23 protein-coding genes are annotated in these 24,077 nt (G+C 68.5%); 11 read left to right on the top strand and 12 right to left on the bottom strand.

The genetic code is table 11. The features are described from left to right. Positions 1-12: 12 nt before the first annotated feature. The 5 genes from ABZ911_RS26010 to ABZ911_RS25990 all read right to left on the bottom strand — a co-directional run bounded on the left by ABZ911_RS26010 (position 13) and on the right by ABZ911_RS25990 (position 5,474). The gene (locus ABZ911_RS26010; protein ID WP_358060938.1) at positions 13-1,032 is read right to left on the bottom strand and encodes a helix-turn-helix domain-containing protein; all 1,020 of its coding nucleotides are present in this window, start codon (positions 1,030-1,032) and stop codon (positions 13-15) included. Between the two features lie 64 nt (positions 1,033-1,096). Then, a complete protein-coding gene (locus tag ABZ911_RS26005) occupies positions 1,097-1,570 on the bottom strand; it encodes a S26 family signal peptidase (protein ID WP_358060935.1) in 474 nt (157 codons plus the stop codon). A gap of 48 nt (positions 1,571-1,618) precedes the next feature. After that, positions 1,619-3,025: a cytosine permease gene (locus ABZ911_RS26000; RefSeq protein ID WP_358060932.1), complete on the bottom strand. Its 1,407-nt coding sequence runs from the start codon at positions 3,023-3,025 to the stop codon at positions 1,619-1,621. Continuing rightward, positions 3,022-4,476 (bottom strand): aldehyde dehydrogenase family protein, encoded by a 1,455-nt coding sequence (locus tag ABZ911_RS25995; RefSeq protein WP_358060929.1) that lies wholly within the window; start codon positions 4,474-4,476, stop codon positions 3,022-3,024. Before ABZ911_RS25995 ends, ABZ911_RS26000 begins: the two co-directional genes overlap by 4 nt. Next, positions 4,473-5,474 (bottom strand): Gfo/Idh/MocA family oxidoreductase, encoded by a 1,002-nt coding sequence (locus ABZ911_RS25990; RefSeq protein WP_358060926.1) that lies wholly within the window; start codon positions 5,472-5,474, stop codon positions 4,473-4,475. The genes ABZ911_RS25995 and ABZ911_RS25990 overlap by 4 nt, the downstream gene beginning before the upstream one ends. A 413-nt stretch (positions 5,475-5,887) precedes the next feature. Between ABZ911_RS25990 and ABZ911_RS25985 the strand changes: the two genes are divergently transcribed. The 3 genes from ABZ911_RS25985 (at position 5,888) to ABZ911_RS25975 (ending at position 8,640) form a co-directional block, all read left to right on the top strand. Continuing rightward, positions 5,888-6,904: a TetR family transcriptional regulator gene (locus ABZ911_RS25985; RefSeq protein WP_358060923.1), complete on the top strand. Its 1,017-nt coding sequence runs from the start codon at positions 5,888-5,890 to the stop codon at positions 6,902-6,904. A gap of 56 nt (positions 6,905-6,960) precedes the next feature. Continuing rightward, entirely contained in the window at positions 6,961-7,689 is a 729-nt protein-coding gene (locus ABZ911_RS25980; protein WP_358060920.1) for a class I SAM-dependent methyltransferase, read from the top strand. A gap of 135 nt (positions 7,690-7,824) precedes the next feature. After that, positions 7,825-8,640, top strand: coding sequence for a class I SAM-dependent methyltransferase (locus ABZ911_RS25975; RefSeq protein WP_358060918.1), 816 nt, complete (start codon positions 7,825-7,827; stop codon positions 8,638-8,640). A 361-nt stretch (positions 8,641-9,001) separates the two neighbouring features. Here ABZ911_RS25975 and ABZ911_RS25970 read toward each other — a convergent pair whose 3' ends face one another. Beyond that, positions 9,002-9,637 carry a transcriptional regulator gene (locus tag ABZ911_RS25970; RefSeq protein WP_358060915.1) on the bottom strand — a complete coding sequence of 212 codons (636 nt, stop codon included), beginning with the start codon at positions 9,635-9,637 and terminating at the stop codon, positions 9,002-9,004. Beyond that, entirely contained in the window at positions 9,634-10,029 is a 396-nt protein-coding gene (locus tag ABZ911_RS25965) for a DNA-binding protein (RefSeq protein ID WP_358060912.1), read from the bottom strand. The genes ABZ911_RS25970 and ABZ911_RS25965 overlap by 4 nt, the downstream gene beginning before the upstream one ends. Positions 10,030-10,088: 59 nt before the next feature. Here ABZ911_RS25965 and ABZ911_RS25960 point away from each other — a divergent pair, with 59 nt between their 5' ends. Together ABZ911_RS25960 and ABZ911_RS25955 are read left to right on the top strand one after the other, a co-directional pair. After that, the gene (locus ABZ911_RS25960) at positions 10,089-11,300 is read left to right on the top strand and encodes a PEP/pyruvate-binding domain-containing protein (RefSeq protein WP_358060909.1); all 1,212 of its coding nucleotides are present in this window, start codon (positions 10,089-10,091) and stop codon (positions 11,298-11,300) included. A 138-nt stretch (positions 11,301-11,438) separates the two neighbouring features. Further along, positions 11,439-12,041 (top strand): histidine phosphatase family protein, encoded by a 603-nt coding sequence (locus tag ABZ911_RS25955; RefSeq protein WP_358060906.1) that lies wholly within the window; start codon positions 11,439-11,441, stop codon positions 12,039-12,041. A 225-nt stretch (positions 12,042-12,266) separates the two neighbouring features. Here the strand turns inward: ABZ911_RS25955 and ABZ911_RS25950 are convergent, their stop codons facing one another. Beyond that, positions 12,267-12,803 (bottom strand): PadR family transcriptional regulator, encoded by a 537-nt coding sequence (locus tag ABZ911_RS25950; RefSeq protein WP_358060903.1) that lies wholly within the window; start codon positions 12,801-12,803, stop codon positions 12,267-12,269. A gap of 54 nt (positions 12,804-12,857) precedes the next feature. Between ABZ911_RS25950 and ABZ911_RS25945 the strand changes: the two genes are divergently transcribed. Next, entirely contained in the window at positions 12,858-14,036 is a 1,179-nt protein-coding gene (locus ABZ911_RS25945; protein ID WP_358060900.1) for an MATE family efflux transporter, read from the top strand. A gap of 392 nt (positions 14,037-14,428) precedes the next feature. Here the strand turns inward: ABZ911_RS25945 and ABZ911_RS25940 are convergent, their stop codons facing one another. Beyond that, a complete protein-coding gene (locus ABZ911_RS25940; RefSeq protein ID WP_358061319.1) occupies positions 14,429-15,034 on the bottom strand; it encodes a helix-turn-helix domain-containing protein in 606 nt (201 codons plus the stop codon). A 142-nt stretch (positions 15,035-15,176) separates the two neighbouring features. Between ABZ911_RS25940 and ABZ911_RS25935 the strand changes: the two genes are divergently transcribed. Both ABZ911_RS25935 and ABZ911_RS25930 read left to right on the top strand, forming a co-directional pair. Further along, entirely contained in the window at positions 15,177-16,094 is a 918-nt protein-coding gene (locus tag ABZ911_RS25935; RefSeq protein WP_358060897.1) for a hypothetical protein, read from the top strand. Positions 16,095-16,411: 317 nt separating this feature from the next. Continuing rightward, a complete protein-coding gene (locus tag ABZ911_RS25930) occupies positions 16,412-19,450 on the top strand; it encodes a Tn3 family transposase (protein WP_358060894.1) in 3,039 nt (1,012 codons plus the stop codon). Between the two features lie 362 nt (positions 19,451-19,812). Here ABZ911_RS25930 and ABZ911_RS25925 read toward each other — a convergent pair whose 3' ends face one another. Then, positions 19,813-20,757, bottom strand: a complete 945-nt coding sequence (locus ABZ911_RS25925) for a C45 family peptidase (protein WP_358060891.1) — start codon at positions 20,755-20,757, stop codon at positions 19,813-19,815. 226 nt (positions 20,758-20,983) lie between these two features. Next, positions 20,984-21,133 (bottom strand): hypothetical protein, encoded by a 150-nt coding sequence (locus ABZ911_RS25920; protein WP_358060888.1) that lies wholly within the window; start codon positions 21,131-21,133, stop codon positions 20,984-20,986. A 296-nt stretch (positions 21,134-21,429) separates the two neighbouring features. On the opposite strand from ABZ911_RS25920, the gene ABZ911_RS25915 reads away from it, so the two are divergent. Continuing rightward, on the top strand, positions 21,430-22,116 hold the full coding sequence (locus tag ABZ911_RS25915; RefSeq protein ID WP_358060885.1) for a hypothetical protein: 687 nt from the start codon (positions 21,430-21,432) through the stop codon (positions 22,114-22,116). Positions 22,117-22,401: 285 nt separating this feature from the next. Here the strand turns inward: ABZ911_RS25915 and ABZ911_RS25910 are convergent, their stop codons facing one another. After that, positions 22,402-22,698, bottom strand: coding sequence for a helix-turn-helix transcriptional regulator (locus ABZ911_RS25910; RefSeq protein ID WP_358060882.1), 297 nt, complete (start codon positions 22,696-22,698; stop codon positions 22,402-22,404). A gap of 72 nt (positions 22,699-22,770) precedes the next feature. Here ABZ911_RS25910 and ABZ911_RS25905 point away from each other — a divergent pair, with 72 nt between their 5' ends. Next, positions 22,771-23,706 carry a hypothetical protein gene (locus tag ABZ911_RS25905; RefSeq protein ID WP_358060879.1) on the top strand — a complete coding sequence of 312 codons (936 nt, stop codon included), beginning with the start codon at positions 22,771-22,773 and terminating at the stop codon, positions 23,704-23,706. Further along, a partial coding sequence (locus ABZ911_RS25900; protein WP_358060876.1) for a hypothetical protein occupies positions 23,703-24,077 on the top strand: 375 nt, incomplete at its 3' end. The genes ABZ911_RS25905 and ABZ911_RS25900, both read left to right, overlap by 4 nt.

Raw genomic sequence — 24,077 nt, 5'->3', positions numbered from 1 at the left:
AATTGCGACAAATCAGACAGAGGATTCGAGTAGCCCGTGTCCCAGCGCGGTGAGCACGTGCCGCACGGCGCGCCCCTCCCGGTACGTGACTACCAGCCCGGCCAGTCGCAGCGCCGTCATGTGCTCGGACACCGTGGACGCGCTGATCGCCAGCGACTGGGCAAGCTCCCCCGTCGCCCGCCCCGCGCCGATGGACCGCAGCACCCGCGCCCGCGCATGACCCACCACCCTGGCCAGCGCGTCCACCGAGGCCGTCCCCCGAGCCATGGGCTCCGACCGCTCATCGGCCACCGGGTAGGCCAGCACCGGCCGCCGCGCGTCAGGACTGAAGGCGACCGCCACGAACCGCTGGTTCGCCGACAACAGCGGCGACAACGCCAGCCCCCTGGCGCCCAGCACGACCTCGGGAGCGGGTACGCCCGAGGTGTCGATGTGCAGGGCCGAGTCCTCCCACCGCAACCGCGGACTCAGCTTCGACAGCGTGTGCCCGAGCCCGTGAACGCAGACCGCCTCGGCCCTGCTGGCCAGATGCGTCTCGAGCTGCCGCCGGATCCCGGCCCACTCGGGCGCGATGCAGCTCGTATAGAACGCCCGCACCGCGTCGGCGACCTCCCGCAGTCCGGACACGTTCCCGCGCAGATAGGCGTCGCACCTGCCCTGTTTCGCCGACTCGCTCAGGCCGCCCGCGTCGCCGAGCTGCCCCGGATAGGCGAAGCCGTACGGCTCCGTGGGCTGCTCCGCACCGCCCAGATTCGCCAGGGCTTCCAGCTCGTCGCCGAGGGTGGGCCGGGAGCTCTCCATCAGGGGCGCGCTCATCCACACGAACCCGGTGTCGGCCGCGGCTCCAACGTCGACGCGCTCCAGGAAGGCTGCCGCGCGCGGCGGCACGCGCTGGGCCAGGTCCCGCCAGAATGACCCGATGGCCGCGTAGCCGGGATTACGCAGACAGAGCGCGGCGAACAGCGTGTGATGCAACGGAGAGATCGTGAACGTGGTCCTGGCCAGCCCCGCGGCCGTGAAGACCAGGCGCACGCCTCACCTCCAGATGCCCTACCCCACTGTCAGGCTCTGTCCGACATCTCGGATTATGGTCGCGTCAGGACCCCCTGATAAGGGCTCGCAACATCACACCCAAGACCCTGTCGAAAGGGACATAGCCCCATACCCTCGAATCAGAGCTGCGGACGCCGTCGCCGAGGACCACAAGCTGCCCCGGCGGAACCACGGTTCCGGCAGGCAGCCCCTGCTGGACCGCGACCTCCTCAGGCACCGGGTCACCCGGCATCGCGGCGATCCGCTTGACGAGCCAGTCGGCCGCCGCCGGGTCGGGCAACGGCCCCGTACCCCACCGCTGCCCCGGGCCGATCGACTCGAGGACGACGATCTGGCCCCGGCGCAGCCGTTCGGCGGGAACCCGCCGCAACAGCACCCGGTCACCCGGCTGGAGCGTGGGCACCATGCTGCTCCCCCGCACTCGCACGACGACCAGCAGCCGCCTGGCCACGAGAAGCGCGGCGGCGGCGAGCAGCACCGCCAGGAGGAGCAGACGTCCGAGAAGGCGCGATCGCATGGCGCGAGCGTACGACACCGTCAAGGGCAGAGGTGGAAATCGTGGGGCTTAAGGGGTGGATCGCCCCACGGGTACGGGCTGCCCTCCGCTGAGTTCGGTCGAGCGGCCGCGGGCGAGCATGATGTAGAGCGGGATGGTGACGGCGAGGCTGACGATCCAGCTGATGTCGGCGCCGGACAGGGCCTCGGCGACGGGGCCCGTGTAGAGGCTGGTGCTCATGAACGGGATCTCCACGACGAGTCCGACCGTGTAGGCGATGAGCGCGGGCTTGTCGTACCTGCCGTACCGGCCCCCGTCGGGGAGGAAGAAGTCCTCGACCGCGTACTGGCCCTTGCGGACCCAGTAGAAGTCGACCAGGTTGACGGCGGTCCACGGGATGAACACGTACTGCAGCAGGATGATCAGGTTGGTGAAGCCGGCGACGAAGTCGTCCGACATCAGCAGGGCGACGAAGGAGGCCAGGGCGACCACCGCCACGCCGATGGCCACCCGCTCGCGCGTCGTCGGCAGCCATCGGGAGCGGAAGGTCTGCACGATGGTGACGACCGCGAGCACCGCCCCGTACAGGTTCATCGCGTTGAAGTGCATGATCACCGCGGCGAAGCTGAGCAGCGCGATGGTGCTCAGCGGGCCGCCGAGGACGTGCGGCATTCCGGTCAGCACGTCACCGCGCACGGCGATGGCCACGATGATCCCGACCGCCATCGGGATGATGCCGCCGAGGACGGACCCCGCGTAGGTCCACCAGAAGGTCGACCGCAGGCTGGCGGTCTGCGCGGGCATGTACCGGGAGTAGTCGGAGACGTAGGGCGCGAACGCGATCAGCCACAGCGCGCCGATGGCGGTTGTTCCGAGGAAGCCGCGCAGGGTCGGCTCGCCGAAGCTGAAGACCTCGGCGGGCACGTTGCCCATCGCGATCATGCCGATGACCAGGACGCCCACGGTCGCGACGGACACCGCGGTGATGACGCGCCCGATGAGGTGGATCAGCCGATAGCCGACCACGCAGACGACCAGGCCGACGACGGCGAACAGGATCGAGAGCAGCCAGATGGGTACGGCCGGCAGGACGGCGCTGACGGACTGGGCGCCGGAGACGATGTTGGCCGCGTAGATGCCGACGTACATCACCAGCACGATGACCAGGACGAGGAGGGATCCGCGGACCCCGAACTGCCCGCGACTCTGGATCATCTGGGGAACGCCGAGTTGCGGCCCCTGGGCGCTGTGGAGCGCCATGGCCAGCCCGCCGAGCAGCAAGCCGACCAGCAGCGCGATCAGGCTCCACCAGAAGTCGAGCCCGTACACCAGGGGCGCGATGCCACCGGTGACGAAGGTCAGCGGGCCGATGTTGGCGGCGAACCAGATGCTGAACAGGTCGCGCGGGCGTCCACTCCGCTCGTCTCGCGGGATGATGTCGATGCTGCGCCGTTCCACGTAGGGCTCGTTCGTCATGGTGTTCCCCAGGGCGAAGGCTGGGCCCGGTGGGCCAGGTAGTTGACCTTGAGCTTGGTGAACTCGCGGATGGTCTCGAGCCCGCCTTCCTCTCCCCGGCCCGACGCCTTGTGCCCCTCGTAGGGGACGTGGGCGTGGTCGCGGAAGGGAGCGTTGGTCCACACGATGCCGGCCTCGAGCCGGTCGGTGAGCTCGATCGCCTCGTCGAGCCGGGTCGACCACACGGTGGCGGCCAGGCCGTAGGCGGTGCCGTTGGCGATGCGCACGGCTTCGTCCAGGTCACGGTACCTCAGGACCGACACGACCGGTCCGAAGATCTCCTGCTGGGCGGCCGCCATCGCGGGGGTCACCCCGTCGAGCACGGTGGGCTCGAGGAACGCCCCCTCGGGCTGCTGGGCGAGGCGGCGCCCGCCGATGGCGATCGAGGCGCCTTCGGCGACCGCGGTGGCGATCGCCCGTTCGACGCTGTCCCGGTGCTCGTGGCTGACCAGCGAGCCCATCTGGGTGGCGGAGTTCAGCGGATCGCCGACCACGACATCCTCCGTGGCGCGCAGGAACATTTCCAGGAACTCGTCGGCGATCTCCTCGGCGAGCAGCAGCCGGGACCCGGCGGTACACACCTGCCCCGCGTTGAAGAACGCCTGGTGGACCGACGCCCTGGCGGCGGTTTCCAGGTCGGCGTGGGCGGTGACGATGTTGGCCGTCTTGCCGCCGAGCTCCAGGTGGCAGTTCACCCCGGCCCGCTGGATGGCGGTGCCGACCTCGGTCGAGCCGGTGAAGGTGATCTTACTGATCCCGGGATGGGCGACCAGCGCGGCGCCGGTCTTGGCATCGCCGTTGACGATGTTGACGACACCGGGCGGGAACCCCGCACGGTGGCACAGCTCGCCGAACATCACGGCGGTCAGCGGCGTCTGTTCGGCCATTTTCAGCACCACGGTGTTGCCGGTGGCCAGGGCGGGTCCGGTCTTGGTGACCGCGAAGAAGAAGGGGAAGTTCCACGGCGCGATCGCGGCGACGACCCCGTAGGGCTCCCGGCGCGAGGTGGTGAGGAAGCCCGGCTGCTCGGCGTACGTGGTGCCGCGGATGTTCTCCGGCAGGGTGGAGTAGTACTCGAGGATCTCGGCGCAGATCGCCACGTCCGCGCGCGCGTCCTCGATGGGGTGACCGCTGTCGCGGGCCTCGGTGACGGCGATGGACTCCGCCTCGCCTCGGACGATGTCCGCGAGGTTGCGCAGCAGTCGCGCCCGCTCGGCGGGAGGGAGTCGCCGCCAGTCGTCCCGCTCGCCCGCTGCGGCGGCCGCGCTCACGGCCGCGTCGACGTCGGCCGCGCCGCCGAGCGCGACTGTGGCCAGCGGGCGTCCGGTGGCCGGCTCGGAAGTGCCGAAGGTGGAGCCGTCGGCCGAGGGCCTGCTCTGCCCGTTGATGAAGTGCAGGATGTCGGCGCTCATGCGTGCACCCCCGCGACAGCGGTCGGACGGCCCGTCCAGATGGATTCCTCCAGGGCGAGCGCCGCTGCCAGCGCGCCGCGCGCCTCCTCGCCGGTCACCAGGGGCGGCAGCCCCTCGCGTACGGTGGCCAGGAAACGCTCGACCTCGTTGACGTACATCCCGGTCTGGACGCCGAAGACCTCGCCGTTCAACGCGTCAGGGAACTGGGAACCGCTCCCGTAGACCACGACACCGTGGTCGCGCTCGGTCAGATACGCGCTGCCTTTCACGCCGACGTAGGAGAAGGCGTGATCTCCCTGGTCCAGGCCGGCCTGATCCGGCACCGCCCACGAGGTCTCGTGGGCTCCGACGCAGCCGTTGGCGAAGCGCAGCGTGGCGACGATGGAGTTCGCCCCGTCGTCCAGGCCGGGGACAGGAGTGCGCGAAGCCACCCCGCTGACCTCGACGATCGGCGACCCCACGATCCACTGCAGCATGTCGAAGTCGTGCACCGCGAGGTACAGCGCCAGCGTCGTCTGTCGCTGCTGCCGCCGCCCCTCCGACACCGGCCAGTTCCGCCGGGTGATGGTGTGTACGGCAGGCCCGAGCACGCCCGTGGACGCCTGGCGGTGCACCGCCAGATACCGGCTGTCAGCCCGCAGGGAATGCCCGACCACCAGGCGCCCTCCGGGGTCGGCGTTCACCATCTCGTCGGCGTCGGCGAGCGTGGTGGCCACCGGTTTCTCGCAGAACACGTACTTCCCCGCGCGCAGCGCCGCGATCACCGGCTCCTTGTGCAGGCCGTCCGGCGTGCTCACGAAGACCGCGTCCACATCGCCGGAAGTGACGATCTCCGTCGCGTCGGTCGAGAAGCGGACGCCCTCCGGCAGGCTCGCCGCGGCCTCGGGGTCGAGGTCGCAGGCGGCGACGAGCCGTGCCGCGCCGCTGTTGCCCAGCGCCGCAACGCGGATCCTGCCCATCCAGCCCAGTCCGACGACTGCGCAGTTCACCTTCTCCATAGTTCGTTTTCCTTGCTCATGTATTCGCGGATATAGCGCGGGAGAATGACCACATCATTCACCTAAGCAGGTGACACCAGGTCTTACCTGGAAGAATGAATAGCTCATTTGGCTAGATGTCCAGGAACTTAAATCTGCCTGTTCAGCTTGTCAAGAAGGAGCTCCTAGATCGTTTCGCCCCCAGGTCGATGGGGTCAGGATTCGCGAAATTCAGCTGCTCCAGGGGTTGACGATCCGCGTCGGCTGCCTTACTTTCTGGACCTGCAGGCAATATGTATTCACACACTCAGGTGTTCATTCAACGACTCCGGGAGTTCGTCATCGGCTCACGTGAGACCGCCCGGCCGGCGCTTGCCTTGACGTCACCCATCTGAACGGGTAACCAAGATGCATTCATATCCCCAGGGGGAACGATGTCCGCGAGCGAGCACGACGAGATCCTCGACCGGCTCTGGCGTGTCCGCTTCAGCCAGGACGGCAAGCACGCCGAGTGCGCGGTCTGCCGCGACCTCCGAGGGTTTCACCGGCTCCAGGGCCGCCGCACCTACAGCTGCGCCAGTTGTGGATACCAGGTCAGCCCCACCGCGGGCACGGTCTTCCACGGTTCCTCCACTCCTCTCACCACCTGGTGCGCGGTGATCCGCAGAGAGCGCACGACCCAAGGCCGGTTGGGGGCGGCGGACCTGGCGCGTGACCTCGGCCTGCCGTACGCCACGGCCTGGCGGCTCCTGAAGAAGGTGCGCCAGGAACGCGACCAGTTGGACTCGCTGGGCGAGGTGTGGAACACGGGCGACCCGCCGCCGGAGACTGTGCCGTACGGCGCCGCGGACCCTGCGCCCACCCGCGAGCAGCAGCTGCTGGACGCCGCCCGGGACGTGGTCGTGGCGGAGGGCCTGGACGCCACGACCGTGCGAGCTGTGGCGTCTCGGGCGGGCGTCTCTACCGGGGTCGTGCACTACTACTTCGAGAACAAGGACCAGATACTGCTCAAGGCGTTGCAACAGGCCCATGAGGAGGCCTGCCGGCGACGCGACGCGATCATGGCGGAACCGGCGAGCGCCGCAGAGCGACTCGCCGGCCTGATAGCCCTGGCCATCCCCACCCAGGGGGCCGAACGGGACGAGTTCATCCTGTGGCTGGAGTACTTCCGGGTCGCCATGCGCGGCCGCCTGCCCGGAGCCGACCTTCCCATGGCCACCAGGTTCCGGCAGTACTTCTTCGACGTGATCGAGGAGGGCATCCGATCGGGAGAGTTCGCTCCCACGCGCGACAAGAACACCATCGTCGAGCAGCTCATCGGGCTGGTCGACGGGCTCGGGCAAGCCGCAGTCATGCATCGGCACTGGATGTCCTACGAGCACATGGCCAACCTGGTCCATGACTTCGTCGCGAACACCCTCCAGGTCACGCTCCCGGAGGCGCGCGACTAGCTGAACGAGGGGATCCGCCGAGTTGGGCGGGATGCGATCGCGAATATGGTTGTCGGGTGCCTGATGCAATCTTCACCCACCCTCGCCTCGCACCCATCTACGACGCTTTTCAACAAGACCGCGACGATCTGACGGCCTACCTCGGCATCGCCGACGAGTTCGGCGCGGACCATGTGCTCGATGTCGGTTGCGGGACAGGATGCCTGGCGATCCTGCTCGCTGACAGCGGCCGTACGGTTGTGGGCGTGGACCCGGCCGAGGCATCGCTCGAGGTCGCGAAGTCGAAGGATCCCACCGGAAGGATCACCTGGGTTCACGGCGATGCCACGACGGTGCCGGCGCTCGGTGCCGATCTGGCGCTGATGACGGGGAACGTGGCGCAGGTCTTTCTCACCGACGACGGCTGGACTCAGACGCTTCAGGGCATCCACGCCGCGCTCCGCCCGGGTGGTCACCTCGTGTTCGAGACCAGGCGTCCTGAACGTCGGGCGTGGGAAGAATGGGCCGCCGACACTGCTCCGGTCCCCCTCGACATCCCAGGGATCGGTTCAGTGGAGCAGCGTTTCGAGGTCACCGACGTGAGCCCGCCGTTGGTCTCCTTCCGCTACACCTACAGGTTCCTGGCGGACGGCGCCGTCGTCACCTCGGACTCGACGCTCCGGTTCCGCGACCGCGACGAGGTGGAATCGAGCCTGGTCGCCCACGGCTATCGCGTGTTGGACGTACGACAAGCCCCTGATCGCCCAGGCCGCGAGTTCGTGTTCATCGCAGAGCGCACGACCTGAAGCCGCTGGCCTCGCTCGCAGGTGTCCGAGTGCTCGTTGATGAAGCCGCCAACCAAGGCATCCACGACTATCCGGGCACAGATTCCATACGCCGATTCATGCGGTCTTGACGTGCTTCAGGCGTAGCGTGAAGCCATGGAGAAGATCGATCTCACCGGCGCGCCCGCCACCATGCTGGCCACTCTGTACGGCAAGGCGGTCGACGCCCAGTCCCCCGACTCGGTCCTGCACGACACGATGGCCCTGGACGCGACCCGCAAGATCGACTTCGACTTCACCAAGGTGGGCATCAAGCCCGGCGATGCGGCCACCGTGGCGATCCGCAGCCTGCACTTCGACACCTGGACGCGGGAGTTCCTCCGGGATCACCGCGAGGCCATCGTGCTCCACCTGGGCTGCGGCATGGACACCCGCGTCTACCGGGTCGACCCGGGGCCGTCGGTGCGCTGGTTCGACGTGGACTACCCCGATGTCGTCGAGCTGCGCCGCAAACTCTTCCCCGAGCGCGACGGCTACGAGCTGATCGCCTCCTCGGTCACCCCGCCCGACTGGCTGGAGTACGTGCCCGGCGACCTGCCGGTGCTTGTCGTGGCCGAGGGGCTGACCATGTACCTGCGCCAGGAGGAGGGCCGGGAGTTGCTGCGGCGCATCGTCGAGCACTTCCCCTCCGGTCAGTTCGTCTTCGACGCCTTCAGCAAGCGCGGCATCAAGATGCAGAAAGCCAACAAGCCGGTCCAGATCGCCAAGGCGACCCTGTACTGGGGTATCGACGGCGCGGACGAGCTGGTCTCGATCCATCCCCGCCTGCGCTGCACCGACGCCGTCAGCGCCTTCGACCTCCAGGGCTACGAGCGCCTCCGCGCGGCTTACCGGGCCCTGGTCTGGGTAGCCCGGAAGCTTCCCGTGATGCGGCGCATGGCCGTCATGTACCGACTGGAGTTGTCAACTTGACCCGGCCTTAAGGACCGGGCTTGGAGGTAGGGCACCACTGGCTCCGATGGTTCCGCTCATTTGAAACGAGCTGTAGGCCCCAGACACGCCAAAGCAGCTCGTTGCCGCCCTGTAAATGTGGCCCGACAGATACGGGGGCTTCGTCAGCAGTCAGCCGCGCCGCCCAGTCGAGGACGCCGGGCCGCGGCCGGCGAGGCCGGTCAGCCGCGCCGTACCCCTCGCGGAGCGTCAGTCGAGGCGATGCTCAGTCGTACGTGCGAGCCAGGAGCGCAGGCAATGAGCATGAGGCGCCCGGCGCGTTGTCACGTGCCCACACGCCGTGGTGCCGTAGTCGTGGATGCGGGGCGGCGGAGCGTGGAGGTCAGGGTTCCGTGTGGCGGTCGAGGCCGAGGGTGGCGATGAGGTCTTCGTGGAGCTCGAACCAGACACGATGGCAGGAGTCGACGTCGGTGCGGTCGACCCAGGTGCCCTCCCCGGCTCGGGCGCGCGCCAGGGCTGTGGTGAACCGTGTGTCGTATCCGCGGAACCGTGTGAGGACGCTCCCGAGCCGGTCTGCGAGTGGCGTGAGCGCGCGGTCGATGCCGGCGAGTTCGTGGAGGACTCCGGCGTCCCAGGTGGGATCGGAGTGGTCGTTGGCGGCGAGCCGATCGCCGGCGGTGGGCCGGAGTTGCCAGTCGGTGCAGGCTCGTAGCAGGAGGGCGTTCAGCGGGAGGAACTCGCGGTAGACGTCACGGACCTCGTCGGCACCGCCGACGTGTGCGAGCTCGGCCGCGAGCTGGCGCTCGTTCTCGGCTCGGCCCTGTTCGGTCAACGACCAACCTCCGGTGCCGGCGAAGGCGGTGTGCCCAACCCAGCCACGTGCCTCGGCGTCGCGCAGCACCTCTTTCGTCTTGGCCGCATCGAGCTCGTACCGATGAGCGATCACCGGAGTGTCCGCGAACCCGGTGATGCGCACGGCGTGCAGGACCAGGAGGTCGGGCGGAGAGTCCCGCGTCATGAATCCGCGTCCTGTCGTGCTGCCAGGCGGGTGTACCGCTGCTGGCACGCCTGCGGGGAGTTGAACCCCATCGCGTGCGCCATCTGTGCCCAGGTCAGTCCTGCGCTGCGGGCCGTGAACAGCAGGGCGGCTTCGAGTCCTTCGACTTCGGCGCGTGCGGCGGGCAGGAGGGCGAGTGCGCTCAGGATGTCCTCCGGGTCCAGGTCTGCGCACTGCCAGACGGCGAACTGCGCGAGGTCGACCGCCGACGGCGGGGCGGGTGAGGGTCGCCACGGGCGGGCGTCGAGCATGTCTGCGCCCAGGCTGAGAAGACGCTCACGCGCGTCCTGCTCACGGTGGGCCTGGGCGTGGTCAGCGTGCATGGTGTGAGCGATGTCCTGCTTGCGTTGCATGCAACTCATGATGCACAATCAACAAAATATTATCAATAATCCGTTGAAGGGTGGGGTGGATGCTCGTACCCCTCATGGAGGCTGTCTCCGATACCTGCGGGGGCAAGGCAGGCGCACTCGGCGCGTTGCTCCGCGAGGGTCTGCCGGTTCCTGACGGCTTCGTCGTCCCGTTCGTCGCCTACCTCGCCGCTGTCCGCGACCTGGACCTCGAGTCGGACGATCTTGGCGCGACGCGGATCGAGGCCCGCCCGGTCCACGCCACCGTGATCGATGCGCTGGGACGCGCACTCGACGAGCTCGGCGATCCGCCCGTGGCGGTGAGATCATCGGCGGCAAACGAAGACACCGGTCAGGCGTCGGCGGCCGGTCAGCACGAGAGCTTTCTCGCTGTGCACGGAGTCAGCGAGGTCGCCGATGCCGTACGTGCTTGCTGGGCCTCGCTGTTCTCCGCACGTGCCATCGACTACCGGGGTGCGTCCGGCCGCGACGATCTTGTGATGGCCGTCATCGTCCAACGCCATCTGGATGCCGAGGTATCCGGGGTCATGTTCACACCCGCGGACCCGAACGACGCGACCCAGATCGAGGCGTCCTGGGGCCTCGGCCCCAGCATCGTCGGGGGCAAGGTCACCCCTGACGCCTACCGCGTCGCCGAGGGCGGGTCGGTCACCCGCACCGTCGCAGACAAACGGACCCGCCTTGACCGGCGCGGCACGCAGCTCGTCATTCGCGACGTGCCCACCCGTACCCGAAACCAACCGGCGATCGACGACGCGACCGCCACGCGGCTGGCCAAGCTGGGCAAGGAGATCGCTGCCGTACTCGGTGGACCGCAGGACATCGAGTGGGCGATCGTCGACGGCCGTACCTGGGTGCTGCAGGCACGGCCGGTCACCGCCGCACCCCCACCACCACCATCGCCTTCCGGCGCCTCGGACACCCCAGCCGCCACACTCACCGGAACACCAGGCAGCCGCGGGACCGTGACCGGCACCGCGAGGATCGTCCGCGGTCCCGGCGACTTCGCGCGCGTGCACCCGGGCGACATCCTCGTCTGCCCCTTCACCGACCCCGCCTGGACGCCGCTGCTGCGCATCGCCGCCGGCGTCGTCACCGAAACCGGAGGCGTGCTCTCCCATGCCGCGATCGTCGCTCGCGAGCACGCCATCCCCGCCGTCCTCGGCATCCCGAACGCCACGAGCAGGCTCCACGACGACACCATCATCACCATCGACGGCACCACCGGCACCGTCACGCCGGCAGACGCGTGACTGATCACTTCCGTCCCTGGCCCAGACGTCGCACGCCGCCGACGTAGCAAGAGTGCCAGCAGGCGGCACGGACCCCGCACCTACGATCGAAAGGAGAAGGGAAACGGTCCCGCACGGACACCGCGCCCCTTACTACCAATGACTACGCGACACCTCTACCTAGCACGCCACGGCGCGGCCGACGCGTTCGGGGAGCTCACCGACATCGGGCGCCGGCAGGCGGCCCTACTGGGCGAACGGCTCGCCGGCGTACCGGTCGACGCCGTGTGGCACTCTCCGTTACCCCGCGCCGCAGCAAGCGCGCACGAACTCGCCCGGCATCTACCGAACGTCCCCGTGACCGAGGCCGCCGAACTCGTCGACCACGTGCCCTACGTTCCCAGTGCGGCCGAAACACCCCCGTCCTGGGCCGGCTTCTTCGACGGCTACGACGACACCGAGGCAGCCTCGGGGCAGAGGCTCGCCGAGGCCCTGGTCGCCCGATTCGCGAAGGCCCCCGACACGACCACACCCGACACACACGACGTCCTGGTGACCCACGCCTACCAGATCGCGTGGCTGGTACGGCACGCCCTGGACGCGCCGCCATCCCGATGGCTCGGACTGAACAGCGCCAACACCGCACTGACGGTCATCGAGTACCGCAACGGCCTGCCACCCACGCTCGTGATGTTCAACGACATGAGCCACCTCCCGCCCGAGCTGCGCTGGACCGGGTTCCCCGACAGCATGCGGCCGTGAGGTGACTGCTACTGTCCGTACGCGGGAGTACGACCAGCTCGCTCGTCGCGCTGGTGGCGACCCACCGATCGGTGGATCGCCACCCGGACAAGGGGAACATGGAGAGTGGCGGAACCGGCGGCTCCGTGAACGCAGATGTACGTGGCGACAGACGTACGACGGTTCGCGCCCACCGCGAGGGCCGTACCGGTCGCCCTTGTCGTTCGATGCCGTACTGGCTGGGGTCTACTCAAGGGCGTCGAGGTGTTGGCGGAGCCAGTCGCGTTCCGCCTTGCCGGATGCTCGGGCGATCAGCAGCATGCCGCGGCGGTAGGGGTCGGGCTCATCCTGGGCTTTGACCGGCTTGCCATCCCTGTAGAAGAAGCTCGCGGGCGCCTCCAGGAAGTCCAGGCGGCGGCGCAGGACCCGGGCCTGGTCCGCCTTGTCCGGCAGCGCTGACAGGAACGTCAGCAGCGCGAAGAACCTGGTCTGGTCGCTGATATCCAGGTCGGCGGGGTCGCGCAGGCGGCTCAGGAGTTCCTCGCGGCCTGCCCAGGTGAGGGTGAGGACCTGCCTGCGCGCGGCGTGCGAGCCCGCCTCCTCATGCCGCTCGACCAGCCCCCTTTTCTCCAGCCTGCTGATCGCAGGGTAGAGCGCGCCGTCGCTCACCGGGCGCAGGTGGCCGGTGAGCCCGGCGAGCCGGGCCTTGAGCTCGTAGCCGTGCATCGGCCGCTCGTTCAGGAATCCCAGGATGGTGAGGGTCAGGTCGCCGCCACTTGCCATGGGATGCATCGTAACGCTATACCTCGTATCGATATATAACGAAACGAGGTATCGATGATCAGGGTGGCGCTGCCCATCTACGTGGAACTGCTCACCGCCGTCGTCGTGGTCGGCGTGATCGACCTGCTCTGGGTCTCGGAGCTCGGCGAGCCCGCCGTAGCGGCGGTCACCGTGGCCACCACGGTCGAGTACCTCGCCTACGGCCTGTTCCTGGCCGTCCCGACGGGCCTCACGGTGCTGATCGGCCGCCGCGACGGCCACGCACCCCTCTCCCCCGTGATCAGGACCGGCTGGCTGCTCTGGGCGGGGTCCTCCGTCGCGATCGCGCTGCCCGGCGTACTGCTCCGCGAGCCGATAGCCGCGCTGTTCACCGAGTCTCCAGGCCCGACGGCCGACTTCCTGCTGATCTCGCTGGCCGGACTGCCGGTCTACTTCGCCCAGACCGTCGTGGACGGCATCGTCAAGGGCAGGGGCAATACGCGGACCCCCATGCGCAACGCGGTGATCTGCAACACCCTGGTGATCGCCCTTGACCCGCTGCTCATCTACGGCCTCGGCCTGGGGGTCAGCGGCGCCGCGCTGGCCACCGTGCTCGCCCGAGCCGTCACACTCGCGATCTCCCTCGCGACCATGGGACGGATCCGTGACGCGGGCCCTCGCTTCCCGGCCACGGCCGTTCTCAGGACCGGCCTGCCCATGTCCGGAGACTTCTTGGCCCGTTCGGCGGTGGGCCTGGTCCTGGTGGATCTCGTGGCCGGGTTCGGCACGGCCGAGCTGGCGGGGTACGGGATCGGGCAGAAGGTCATGCTCGCCGGGGTGATGGCGTTCTACGCGCTGCGCCAGGCGGCCATGATCCGCACGGCGCGCGGTGAGCCCACCGGCTCGCCGCTCTGGCTGGGCCTGGGCGTGGGCGTGGCGGTGGCCCTGGTGCTGAACGCAGTGGCGGTGCCCGTCACCGGGATGTTCACCGGCGGCTCGGCGGCCGTGAGCTTCCTGCGCTGGATGACGCTCTACCTGGTGCCGTTCGGCGGCCTGATCGCCGTCGGCGGGGTGCTCCAGGCGAGCGGGAGGGGCGGTCGCCTGCTCGCCGCCACGCTGGCGGGCTTCGCCGTACAGTTGCCCCTCGCGTATCTGCTGAGCGCGTGGCTCGGGGTCGAAGGCGTGTGGCTGTCGATGGCCGCCGGGGCCTCCGTCAGCCTCGCAGGCGCGCTAGCGTCAATGCCGGGTCGTTAGGGGGGATCGAATAGCTTCCTGAGACTTCGTCGCGTACGCACCCCCGGGCATCGTGCTGCTCACGGTGCCTCTTGCCTCGCGCTGCTTCCCGTACAGGTGCGGGTCGGTTCGGGGTCGTAGGCGTAGGCCGTGCTGTCGGGCTCACCTCCTGCGGGCGAGACCGCGGGCTGTCGAGGATGACTTTCCGGCTCACGAGAGTGTTTTCCTTCCACAGTGGTGGCTTGGACAACGTCGTCGGCACGCTGGTGCCGGGCCACTTCCGCGGTTGCTGGCCGCGTGCGGCCGATAACCTGGCCAGGTCACCGCTGCCGCGACCGACATCCGAGGCACTGCCGAACCTCCGCAGACTGTGGTCCCAGGGATGGGCGGCACCACTGCTTGAAGGAAGCGAGTCATGCCGTGATTCCACCAGGTCCTCGGCTCGCCTCCAGATGATGCAGTCTGAGGGGGACGGCCGGCGGCAAGGGGCCGGGGGGGTCTGCCGGGTGGGCGCGGAGGGACTGGAGCAGCAGGGTCACCAGACGGCGGGACGCGGCCAGGGCCGCCTCGGGGGATTCCGCGCTGATACCTCCGTTGGCCATGATCAGCAGCCTGAGATCGTCCGGCACGAAGTCGGCGCGTAGCTGCCCGCTCTGCTTGGCGCGCCGCGTCAGCTCGGCGAAACCGCGCTCGTTGCGGACGAGTACGGGTCCGAAGGCGACCGCGCCGGGGAACGCCGCCAGGAACGCCGAGGTGAATCCCCTGTCCACGGCCTGCATGGCGCAGACCTTCTCGATGACCGCGCAGAACCCATGCCACGGGTCGGGGTCGGCGAGAGCCTGGTCGAGGGCGGCCGCGCACATCGCCATCTGCTCGGCGAACACCTCGGTGATCAGCGATTCCTTCGTGGGGAAGCGGCGGTAGAGCGTGGCGACCCCGACGCCGGCGCGGCGGGCGATCTCGCGCATGGTCACGTCGACTCCGGCCGTGGCGAAGATCTCGCGAGCGGCCTCGACGATGCGGTGCCGCCCGGCTTGGAGAAGACCGTGCGCCCGTCGAGGGCGTCCCTGGCACCCGCCGACCAGTACATGTAGATCATCAGGTCGGCCACCGCGCTCGGCGGCTCGGGCCGCGCCCGGGATACGGCTCCTGCTGCGCGCCATGGCCGTCGCCGCCCGCCTCCTGCAGGGCACCTCGCCCGCGTTCGGCGTCCGAGCCCTGGCCCTGATGACCGGCCTCGACCACACCACCGTCGCCAAGCACCTCAAGCGGCTGCGGGAGGAGCCCGACCCGCTGGTCGAGCGCATCGTCATCGGCCGGGGGAAGGCTGGCGACCGCTACCTCCTGATCGTGCCCGACGCCTACCGCGCCGAGGCGGTCGCGAGGCAGTGGCGTGGCGGCCGGATCGACGCCACCCACCCCGGCCTGCACCACCTCGGAGCCTGCGTCGCCCTGGTGCACGAGGTGCTGTCGAGCGCGCCGACCGGCGCGGCCGAGATCGCCCGCCTGGCCCTGCTGTCCTCCTCGGCGACCACCGAAGCGCTGCGCACGCTGGCAGCGCTCGGCCGGGCTGAGCGCACCCCAGACGGGTGGGTACGCGGCGGCCGCCCCCTGGACGACGTTGCGGCCGAGACCGGCGCCGACGCCGAGCACGCCGAACGGCTCGCGGCGCACCGAGCCGAGCGGAAGCTCTGGCACGAGGTGCTCGCCTCCTGGGAGATGCCCGCCGCCGCCCGGGCCGCCCGCGCCGCCCAGCACGCGTCTCGTGACCCTGACCGGCGTCCCCGGCCCACGGAGTCGTCCCCTGCTCCTGATGATCTCTCAGGCGGCGCCACGGCCCGTTCCGACCATGTTCCGGCCGCGCAGGACCTGGTGCCATGGCCCACCGAGCCGCCAGAAGAGGTGCCCCTCTCGGATATGGTCCCGCCGGCGGACGCGGGTCGACCGCCGCCCGAGATCGAAGCGCTTGCGCTGCTCGAACACGTGCTCGGGGCGAAGGTCATCGGCCCTGTGTGGCGATACTCCGCTGGGAGCGGCAGGTCGCGGGTAAAGAGGAGGCGGAGGAATCGGCCGAAGTAGCTGACTCCTTCTTGGCTCCGGGTCTTTGGACCATCAGTCGTGCGATTCACCCTCGGCACGCACGGACCCGTGAGAGAGGGCACTCCTAGGCCCCCCACTCGGGTCCGTGTCACCAGCCGCAAAGTAGCTCTGAGTAACCACTGTTAGGTGATGTGGCCACAGCTTCTCCGTTTTAAGCTGGCCGCAAAGTAACCGAGGGTTGCGTTTCAAGTTCGCTACGTGGCGATCACGGCTCTGACATACCGATCGGTAGTCGAGTGGTTACAAACCATGTTTCTCCTGACCTTCGTTGGAGATCAGGAGAAAAGGGTGCGGGCATGCGGCGTGAGTGGGAACTGGAAGACCTGATCGAGTGCTGGACGCTGGATGAGGAGGAGTTCGCCCTGCTGGCGAACAAGTCCGGAGCGACGCGGCTCGGTTTTGCGTTGATGCTGAAGTTCTTCGAGCTGGAGGCCCGCTTCCCCCGGCGGGAAGACATGCCGCGGGCCGCGGTGGAGTTCATGGCGTTGCAGGTCAAGGTCGAGGCGGGGTTGTTCGCCTCCTACGACTGGTCGGGTCGCACGATCGAGTACCACCGGGCGCAGATCAGGAAGTTCCACGACTTCCGTGAGCCGACGGTGGGTGATGAGGACAAACTCGCGGACTGGCTGGCCACCAAAATGTGCCCGGTGGAGATGTCGCGGGACCGGCTGCGCAGCGCACTGCTGGCGCGCTGCCGGGAGGACCGGATCGAGCCGCCGAAGGCGACCCGGATCGAACGCGTCCTGGGCGCGGCCGAGTCGATGTTCAAGCGGAACTTCACCGCTACGACCGTAGATCGCTTGTCGGCCGATTCGGTCGGCAAGCTGGAAGAGCTGGTCATCGCCGATGCCCTCGCCGCCGCCCCTGACGTCGAGGCAGAGGCCACCCCTGGGGCAAAAGGGCAGTCTCCGGCCGATGCCTCGGCCAAGCGCGCGTTTTTGCAGGAGCTGAAGGAGGATCCGGGGTCCTTCCAGCTGGACACGCTGCTGGCGGAGATCGTGAAACTGGAGCGGGTGAAAGCGATCGGGCTGCCGGCCGCCTTGTTCGAGGGGACCTCGGAGAAGGTCGTGGCGGGCTGGCGGGCCCGGGCGATGAAGATGTATCCCTCCGATTTCGAGGCGGCGCCGGCACCGATCCGCATCACGCTGCTGGCCGCGTTGTGCCAGGTTCGGCAGGCGGAGCTGATCGATGGGCTGGTGGAGTTGCTGATCCAGCTCGTGCACAAGATCAGCGTGCGGGCGGAGAAGAAGGTCGAAGGGGAACTCAACGCCGAGTTTCGGCGGGTGCAGGGCAAGAACGGAATCTTGGTGAAGCTCGCTACGGCGGCACTGGAACTGCCGGAGGAGATCGTCCGCAAAGCCCTGTATCCGGTGGTCGGTGAGCGGACGCTGAAAGACATCATCGCCGAGGCCAAGGCGAACGAGAAGGATTTCAACACCCGGGTGCGGACCAAGTTGCGCGGCTCCTACTCCCACCACTACCGCCGCGGCCTGCCCAAGCTGCTCAAAGCGGTGACGTTCGGGTGCAGCAACGAGGTGTTTCGGCCGGTCATGGAAGCCCTGGCCCTGCTGCAGCGCTACGCCGATTCTGAGGCCGACTTCTACGCGTCCGCCGAGGTGGTGCCGTTGGAGCACGTGGTGCCCGAGGACTGGCGAGAGGCGGTCTGCGACCCCGACACCGGCCTGGTCGAGCGGATCCCGTATGAGTTGTGCGTGCTGGTGTCGTTGCGCAAGGCGATCCGGCGCCGCGAGATCTGGGTGGAGGGCGGCAACACCTGGCGCAATCCGGACCAGGATCTGCCCGCGGACTTCGAAGACAACCGGGATGTGCACTACGAGGCGCTGTCCAAGCCTCGCGATCCGGCCGACTTCATCGCCGACCTGCAAAAGCGGCACGTCGCGGCGCTGGACCGGCTGAACAAGGAGGTGAAGAAGAACACCACCGGCGGCGTGAAGATCACGAAGAAGAAGGGGGAGCCGTGGATCAGCGTCCCGCCGGTCGCCAAGCAGATCGAGCCGGAGAATCTGGAGGCGCTGAAGGAGGAGATCGCCCGCCGGTGGGGTGTGATCGACCTGCTGGACCTGATCAAGAACGTCGACCACGCCACGACGTTCACCGGCGAGTTCACCTCGGTGGCCTCCCGCACCGTCACCGACCCTGAGGTGCTGCGGCGCAGGCTGTTGCTGTGCACGTTCGGGCTGGGCACGAACATGGGGATCAAACGGGTCGCCGATGGCACCGCGGCGACGGCGGGGATGGAGGCCGACACCGAGGCCGCTTTGCGCCGGACCCGCCGGCTGTTCGTCAACCGCGACAACCTGCGCGCCGCGATCCGCATCGTGGTCAACAAGACACTCCAGGTGCGCGACACCGACCTGTGGGGGCCGGGCACGGCGTGCGCGTCGGACTCGCGCAAGTTCGGATCCTGGTCAGCGAACTTCATGACCGAATGGCACCAGCGCTACGGCGGCGCCGGGATCATGGTGTATTGGCACGTGGAGCGCAAGAACGTCTGCATCTACTCCCAGGTGAGATCGACGACCGACTCGGAGGTCGCCTCGATGATCGAGGGCCTGTTGCGCCACCTGACCTCCGCCGAGATCGACCGCCAGTACACCGACACCCACGGCGCCTCGATCGTCGGGTTCGCGTTCTCGCATCTGCTGGACTTCAAGCTGCTGCCCCGGCTCAAGAACATCGGCTCGGCCCGCCTGTACCGGCCGGGCCTGGCCGAGGGCGAGGCCTGGCCGCGGCTGGAGGAGGTGCTGTCGGGCAAAACGATTGACTGGGAGCTGATCGCCAACCAGTACGACCAAATGATCAAATATGCGACGGCGCTGCGGCTGCGCACCGCCGAGGCCCACCAGATGCTGCGCCGTTTCACGCGCGGCGGCCCCAAGCACCCCACCTACCGCGCCATCGAGGAACTCGGCCGTGTCATCCGTACCGTCTTCATCTGCGACTACCTCGCCGATGAAGAACTTCGCAGGGAAATCCACGAAGGCCTCAACGTGGTGGAGAACTGGAACAGCGCCAACAAGGACATCTTCTACGGCAAGGCCGGCGACCTGACCGGCGACGACCGCGAACACGTCGAAGTCTCCGCCCTGGCCCTGCACCTGGTCCAGGCCGCGATCGTCTACCTCAACACCAGGATGATCCAGATCGTCCTCGCCGAGCCCCAGTGGCGCAAGAAACTCACCGACGCCGACCGGCGCGGCCTGTCGGCCCTCTTCTGGAGCCATCTGAACCTGTACGGCAGGTTCGAGCTCGACATGAGCAAACAGCTCGACCTCGGGCCAGGCCCGGGCCTGGAAGTCCAGCGGGCCAACTGATCCACGCTGGGGGCCAAGGCCGCGTGAGCGCCGTTGTCATTGGTGCATACCGAAGGTGCGCCCGTAGGAATGAGCGGTGCGGACCCTTCCACTTGCGGCGGGTGTTCAAGGTGTCAGCTTTGGCCAGGGCACGGCATGCCGAGGGGTGTTCACGAATAGGGCTGGCCTGGGGCTCAAGAGGGGTTGAGAAGATCGCTTCCCGAGAAGAGAATGATCGCTTCCCGCGTAGGCAGCCCGGGCGCTGACCGTTCAGGGGGATTGCCACGTGGCAGGGCCAGCCGAGGGAGGGCTTGTCTGCGGTGGGTGAAATCATGTTCTTGCAAGATCTTCGTGCAGGGGTGAGCAGGAGTCCGGAAAGCTTTTCAGCTGGCCCGGCCCAAGGTCACGGTGCGGGTTCCGGGTGTGAAGTCGCCGAAGGACTGTTGCCAGGACTCACCGGGCCAGTAGTACGTCACAAGGCCCTCGGCGGGCCGGTAGTGGGCGGTGTAGAGCGTTACCGTCCCCTGCTCGTCGACGGATCGATACAGCGGCGGCTTGAGCATCGCCGCCACGTCCGCGCCCGCGGCGCGGATGGCTCGCAGCCGCTCCTGCGTCCGCATGGCCCGCTCCTGATCGTCGGTCACCGGCAGGTGCTGGTGATTGGAGGCGCAGGCGTCCGGTGCCACCGTCGGCGGCATATCCGGTCCCACGAACACCGTCATCGCCTTCTTGGGATCGACAAGGGTGAGGTTCTGGGGGACGGCGACCGGCAGGGACCGCAGCCTGTCGACCGCCTCATCGACGGTGTCGCACGTCTCCAGCAGGTAGCGCACGAGGATGAGAATGGCGAAGCCACGTCCGTAGACAGAACGTCCGCCCCAGGTGAGCGAGATCGCGAGACCGGCGTCGTTCATCCCGTCCAGCAAGCCCCACAGCATGTCCTGCATCCCGATCACGGGGCGCAGGAAGCAGGAGGAGACGATGGTCCCCTCGCACTGATCGGGCCGCAGGTCATAGTTGCGCAGCAGAGTGCCGTTCTGGCCGATCTGGGTGCAGGACTGGGAGAACGGCCGCAGTGCCGCGTGGGTGAGGAAGACTTCCGCCTCGGGCCGGTCGAGTTGGCCGGCCAGGCGGTCCAGAACCGGGACCAGTTCCGGCAGGTGCGCACGGAACAGCGCCCGAACACGATCCGCGCCCTCCGGAGTCCGGCCCTCCTCGGTCAGCAGGCCCTCCATGTCCTGCCACAGGGCCCGGGCGTGGGCGGCCCACCGCTCGTCGCCGCCGTCGCCGACCTCGATCGCCTGGAAGGTCTTGTGCTGTTGCCGCATGGCTGCCACTTTCCCTGTGAGAATCGGACGAGGTGAGGGCAACCTAGCTAATTGTGCGGGTAATTCACCAGGTGGCCGCCATCGGCGACGGCCAGGCGCTGGATCTGATGAAGCCGCTGAACGCGAGCGTGGCCGATTCCAAGTAGGCGAACATGTCCCGCGTTGGAGAAGCCGGGAGTCAGGAAGGCTGGCGTTTAGGGCATCCATCGTGCGCGGAGCACGCCATCTATCGGGTGATCCGTACTCCGTGCCCTTTGACAAGTTGGTGCTGGATCGCCGTGGCCGGGTCGCGCGCCGTGGCCGCGTCGGCAGGGGACGCGCCGACGAGGGCCGGTCCGGCCAGGGTGAGGACCGCGACCGTCGTCCATCGCCCCATCGGGTTCTCCTGGTGAAGGGCCCGATACTTCCGCCGACACGGGCCGAAGCGATGATCTTTGCAGAAGGAGGTCTAACCGTGATCACAGCATTCCGGACGAGTCCCACACGCTGGTCACTGACCTGATCCACGGCCGTCGGCACGCCCGGAAGGCCATGGGGCGGCTCGGGCCTGAACTTGCAAATGGCTGTGACTTCGTTGCGGAAGTTGCGGCTGGAAAGCAAGGAAGATCTTGTGATGTGTCTGCACTCGCGTGGCTTTCGCGCCTACAGTGTGGAGTTGCAACTATTCGGTGAGTGAGTACGCCGGAGTACTGCAAAGACACTGGGGTCATCGAGCCCGAGGGGGCGATGGTGCCATCACGGTTCGAGCAGATGAGTGTCGCTCAGCTTGTCGAGCGGCTGGATGATGAGGAAGCTCAGGCGCGGCAAGAGGTCGTGGCGTGGCGCGAGAAGATCGCCGAGGCCGAGGAGCGGCTGGAGCAACTGGCGGCGGTCCGGCGCACCTTGGCCAGGTTGCAGGCCAAAGACGAGGTGTTGGGCCGCAACCCCGTGGAGGATCTCCGGGCGGAGGACGCGGCGAGTGACGGGTGCGATCCGGTTGACGTGCTCGATCACCACGCCCGGGGTTCGCACGAGCCGGCCACCGATGAGACTGACCGTCAAGTTCCGGCTGAGTCTCCTCACCTTCAACCGGTGCCGCCCGCAGGGGCTTTCGGCGGCGTTGCTTCCGGGTGGCCTTCGTTGACCGGCGTTAACCGGCAGGTCGTCATCATGCTGGCCTCAGCGGGTCGGGCGATGCGCGCCAGGGAGGTCGCGCTGGCGTTGGGCGAGCCGGATGTTCACAAGCGGGTGGAAGTCGTCCGAACCCGGCTCAAGCGCCTGATCGACAAAGGGTGGCTGGCCGAGCACCAGCGCGGGCAGTTCTCGATCGCCGAGGGCCTCAACGGCGCCACGCTGAACGGGGCCGCCGCTGACCATTGATGAGTTTGCCGTCATCCCTGTGGTCCGGGGCGACGGCAAAGAGGGTGCCGCCGAGAGTCCAGCTCGGCGGCACCCGGGTTGCGTGAGCGCCCTGCAGGTCTAACTGACGGTGGCTCGCGCGCTTCTGAGCGTAACGCGCGATGCGGGAGCTCGGGGGCCGTCGAGCCTATTTCGCCTGCCCTGCCCGAGATCTGGCAGAGCGGAAAGAGGACGATGATGCGTCTCACCCCTGCCGATGGCCCGCCCCCGCGCGACGGTCGATCACCACTCGCGCCACCACCTGCCTTACCGGATGGTGGGCCACAGCGGCCCCCCGAGGGCGCTCTCCAGCAGGGCGATCGTGGCCACGTCCGGCCAGGAGGTCCCGGCGAGCAGGTCGTTGATGGATTGCCAGTTGACCCCGGACAGAGCGGCCAGGACGCGCCGGCTCAGCTTGCGCGCGGCGAGTTCACCGGCGAGGGTGGCGGCGATCGCCTGAACGACAGCCGCGGCCACATGGCCCTCCAGGTCCGCGTGGGGCCAGGCCTGCGGGTCCTCGGCCAGATCCCGGGGCGCGGTGGAGCGGGCTCGTCCACCGACCATGACAATGTTCTCCTATCAGTCAAAGTCGTCGCGCTACGTAACGGCAGGTTGTCCTGCCGCTATGAGTGGGGTGTGACCCTCGACCCGGAGACCTCGGCAAAGATCACCCGTTACCGGCCGCGCGTCCCGCCACCGGAGTGGGAGCAGGTCGCCGACACGGTGCGGATGCTGGTCGCCGCCAGCGCCGGTTGCTCTCCCTACAACGTGGAACGGCTGCTGCACGCCACCACCCGGCTCGCCGCCTGGTGCCGCCACCGCGGCCTGCCCGACGATCCGGAAATATGGCTGCGGCACGAGACGATCGACGCATTCGTCCTGACCGGCTGCACCGACCTGGCGCCGAGTTCGGCTCAGACCTACCGGTCCTGGCTGCGGCACATGCGCGCCACGCTGGCCTGGCTGGAACGCGGCGAACAGACGCCGCCACCGATGAAAGCCCCGAAGAGTGTCAGCCGGCCGTACTCGCCGGCCCAGCTCGACCGCCTTCGCGGCTGGGCCGAACGTCTGCCCGGCCAGGCCAGAGGCGACGCGCTGGCGTTGATGGCGCTGGCCTTCGGCTGCGGCCTGACCTCCGGCGAGGTCGCCGCCGTCCGCGCCATGCATCTGCGCCACCTGGATTCCGGCGCGATCGTGGTCACCGTCCCCGACACACAGCGATTGATCGTCTGCCGCGCCACCTGGGAAGACGTCCTGGCCCGCGCCACCGACCGGCCCGGCGATGCCTTCGTCTTCCGGCCCGGGCGCGCCGCCCGGCACGCCAAGAACCTGTTCAGCTCCTGGACGGCCCGCCACCGGCCGACCGGCGGCCTGCCCGCCCTGTCGGTGCGCCGGCTGCGCTCCTCCTGGATCGTCGAGCTCCTGAGCGCCCGGATCGACCTGGGAGTGGTGGCCGCCGCGGCCGGGATGAGCGTCTCCTCGCTGGCCCGCTACCAACATTTCGTCCCAGCTCTGGACCAACCCACCGCGGTCGCGCTGCTGCGCGGCAGGCCCGACGAACAGGCCCGTTGAGTACGGCGAAGCCACGCGCTTGGCCGCCGCGCACCACCCGAGCCCGAGCCACCCGACCCCGGCCACCCGCCAAGCAGACGGCACAGATTCCCGACGCGGTCGTCGGTCACTACGCCCGGCTGCTGGACGACTCCGGCATCATGCCGCTGATCAACGCCGAACTCGGCCCGAGGCCCGGCCCGCCCGGACTGCCCATCGCCGCAGTGCTGACCTGCCTGCTGCTGTCCATCAACCACACCGGCAAGGCCACTCTCGTCGAGGCCTGGCGGATCGCCACGTTCTGCCTGACCGCCGCCGCACGCCACCGGCTCGGCCTGCCCGACATCAACCCCGAAGACATCCACCAGGTGCTCGCCTCTTCTCGCCGCTTC

The organism is Nonomuraea sp. NPDC046570, assembly GCF_040645915.1.
In the GTDB taxonomy this organism is placed as follows: domain Bacteria; phylum Actinomycetota; class Actinomycetes; order Streptosporangiales; family Streptosporangiaceae; genus Nonomuraea.
The sequence above is the reverse complement of the archived record's forward strand: the minus strand, read 5'-3'. Positions and strand labels throughout refer to the sequence as shown.

Excerpts from the sequence above, each read along its gene's own strand:
- ABZ911_RS26005 (WP_358060935.1), bottom strand. The coding sequence starts at position 1,570 with ATGCGATCGCGCCTTCTCGGACGTCTGCTCCTCCTGGCGGTGCTGCTC.
- ABZ911_RS26000 (WP_358060932.1), bottom strand. The coding sequence starts at position 3,025 with ATGACGAACGAGCCCTACGTGGAACGGCGCAGCATCGACATCATCCCG.
- ABZ911_RS25995 (WP_358060929.1), bottom strand. The coding sequence starts at position 4,476 with ATGAGCGCCGACATCCTGCACTTCATCAACGGGCAGAGCAGGCCCTCG.
- ABZ911_RS25990 (WP_358060926.1), bottom strand. The coding sequence starts at position 5,474 with ATGGAGAAGGTGAACTGCGCAGTCGTCGGACTGGGCTGGATGGGCAGG.
- ABZ911_RS25985 (WP_358060923.1), top strand. The coding sequence starts at position 5,888 with ATGTCCGCGAGCGAGCACGACGAGATCCTCGACCGGCTCTGGCGTGTC.
- ABZ911_RS25975 (WP_358060918.1), top strand. The coding sequence starts at position 7,825 with ATGGAGAAGATCGATCTCACCGGCGCGCCCGCCACCATGCTGGCCACT.
- ABZ911_RS25970 (WP_358060915.1), bottom strand. The coding sequence starts at position 9,637 with ATGACGCGGGACTCTCCGCCCGACCTCCTGGTCCTGCACGCCGTGCGC.
- ABZ911_RS25965 (WP_358060912.1), bottom strand. The coding sequence starts at position 10,029 with ATGCAACGCAAGCAGGACATCGCTCACACCATGCACGCTGACCACGCC.
- ABZ911_RS25960 (WP_358060909.1), top strand. The coding sequence starts at position 10,089 with ATGCTCGTACCCCTCATGGAGGCTGTCTCCGATACCTGCGGGGGCAAG.
- ABZ911_RS25955 (WP_358060906.1), top strand. The coding sequence starts at position 11,439 with ATGACTACGCGACACCTCTACCTAGCACGCCACGGCGCGGCCGACGCG.
- ABZ911_RS25950 (WP_358060903.1), bottom strand. The coding sequence starts at position 12,803 with ATGGCAAGTGGCGGCGACCTGACCCTCACCATCCTGGGATTCCTGAAC.
- ABZ911_RS25945 (WP_358060900.1), top strand. The coding sequence starts at position 12,858 with ATGATCAGGGTGGCGCTGCCCATCTACGTGGAACTGCTCACCGCCGTC.
- ABZ911_RS25935 (WP_358060897.1), top strand. The coding sequence starts at position 15,177 with ATGGCCGTCGCCGCCCGCCTCCTGCAGGGCACCTCGCCCGCGTTCGGC.
- ABZ911_RS25930 (WP_358060894.1), top strand. The coding sequence starts at position 16,412 with ATGCGGCGTGAGTGGGAACTGGAAGACCTGATCGAGTGCTGGACGCTG.
- ABZ911_RS25925 (WP_358060891.1), bottom strand. The coding sequence starts at position 20,757 with ATGCGGCAACAGCACAAGACCTTCCAGGCGATCGAGGTCGGCGACGGC.
- ABZ911_RS25920 (WP_358060888.1), bottom strand. The coding sequence starts at position 21,133 with ATGGGGCGATGGACGACGGTCGCGGTCCTCACCCTGGCCGGACCGGCC.
- ABZ911_RS25910 (WP_358060882.1), bottom strand. The coding sequence starts at position 22,698 with ATGGTCGGTGGACGAGCCCGCTCCACCGCGCCCCGGGATCTGGCCGAG.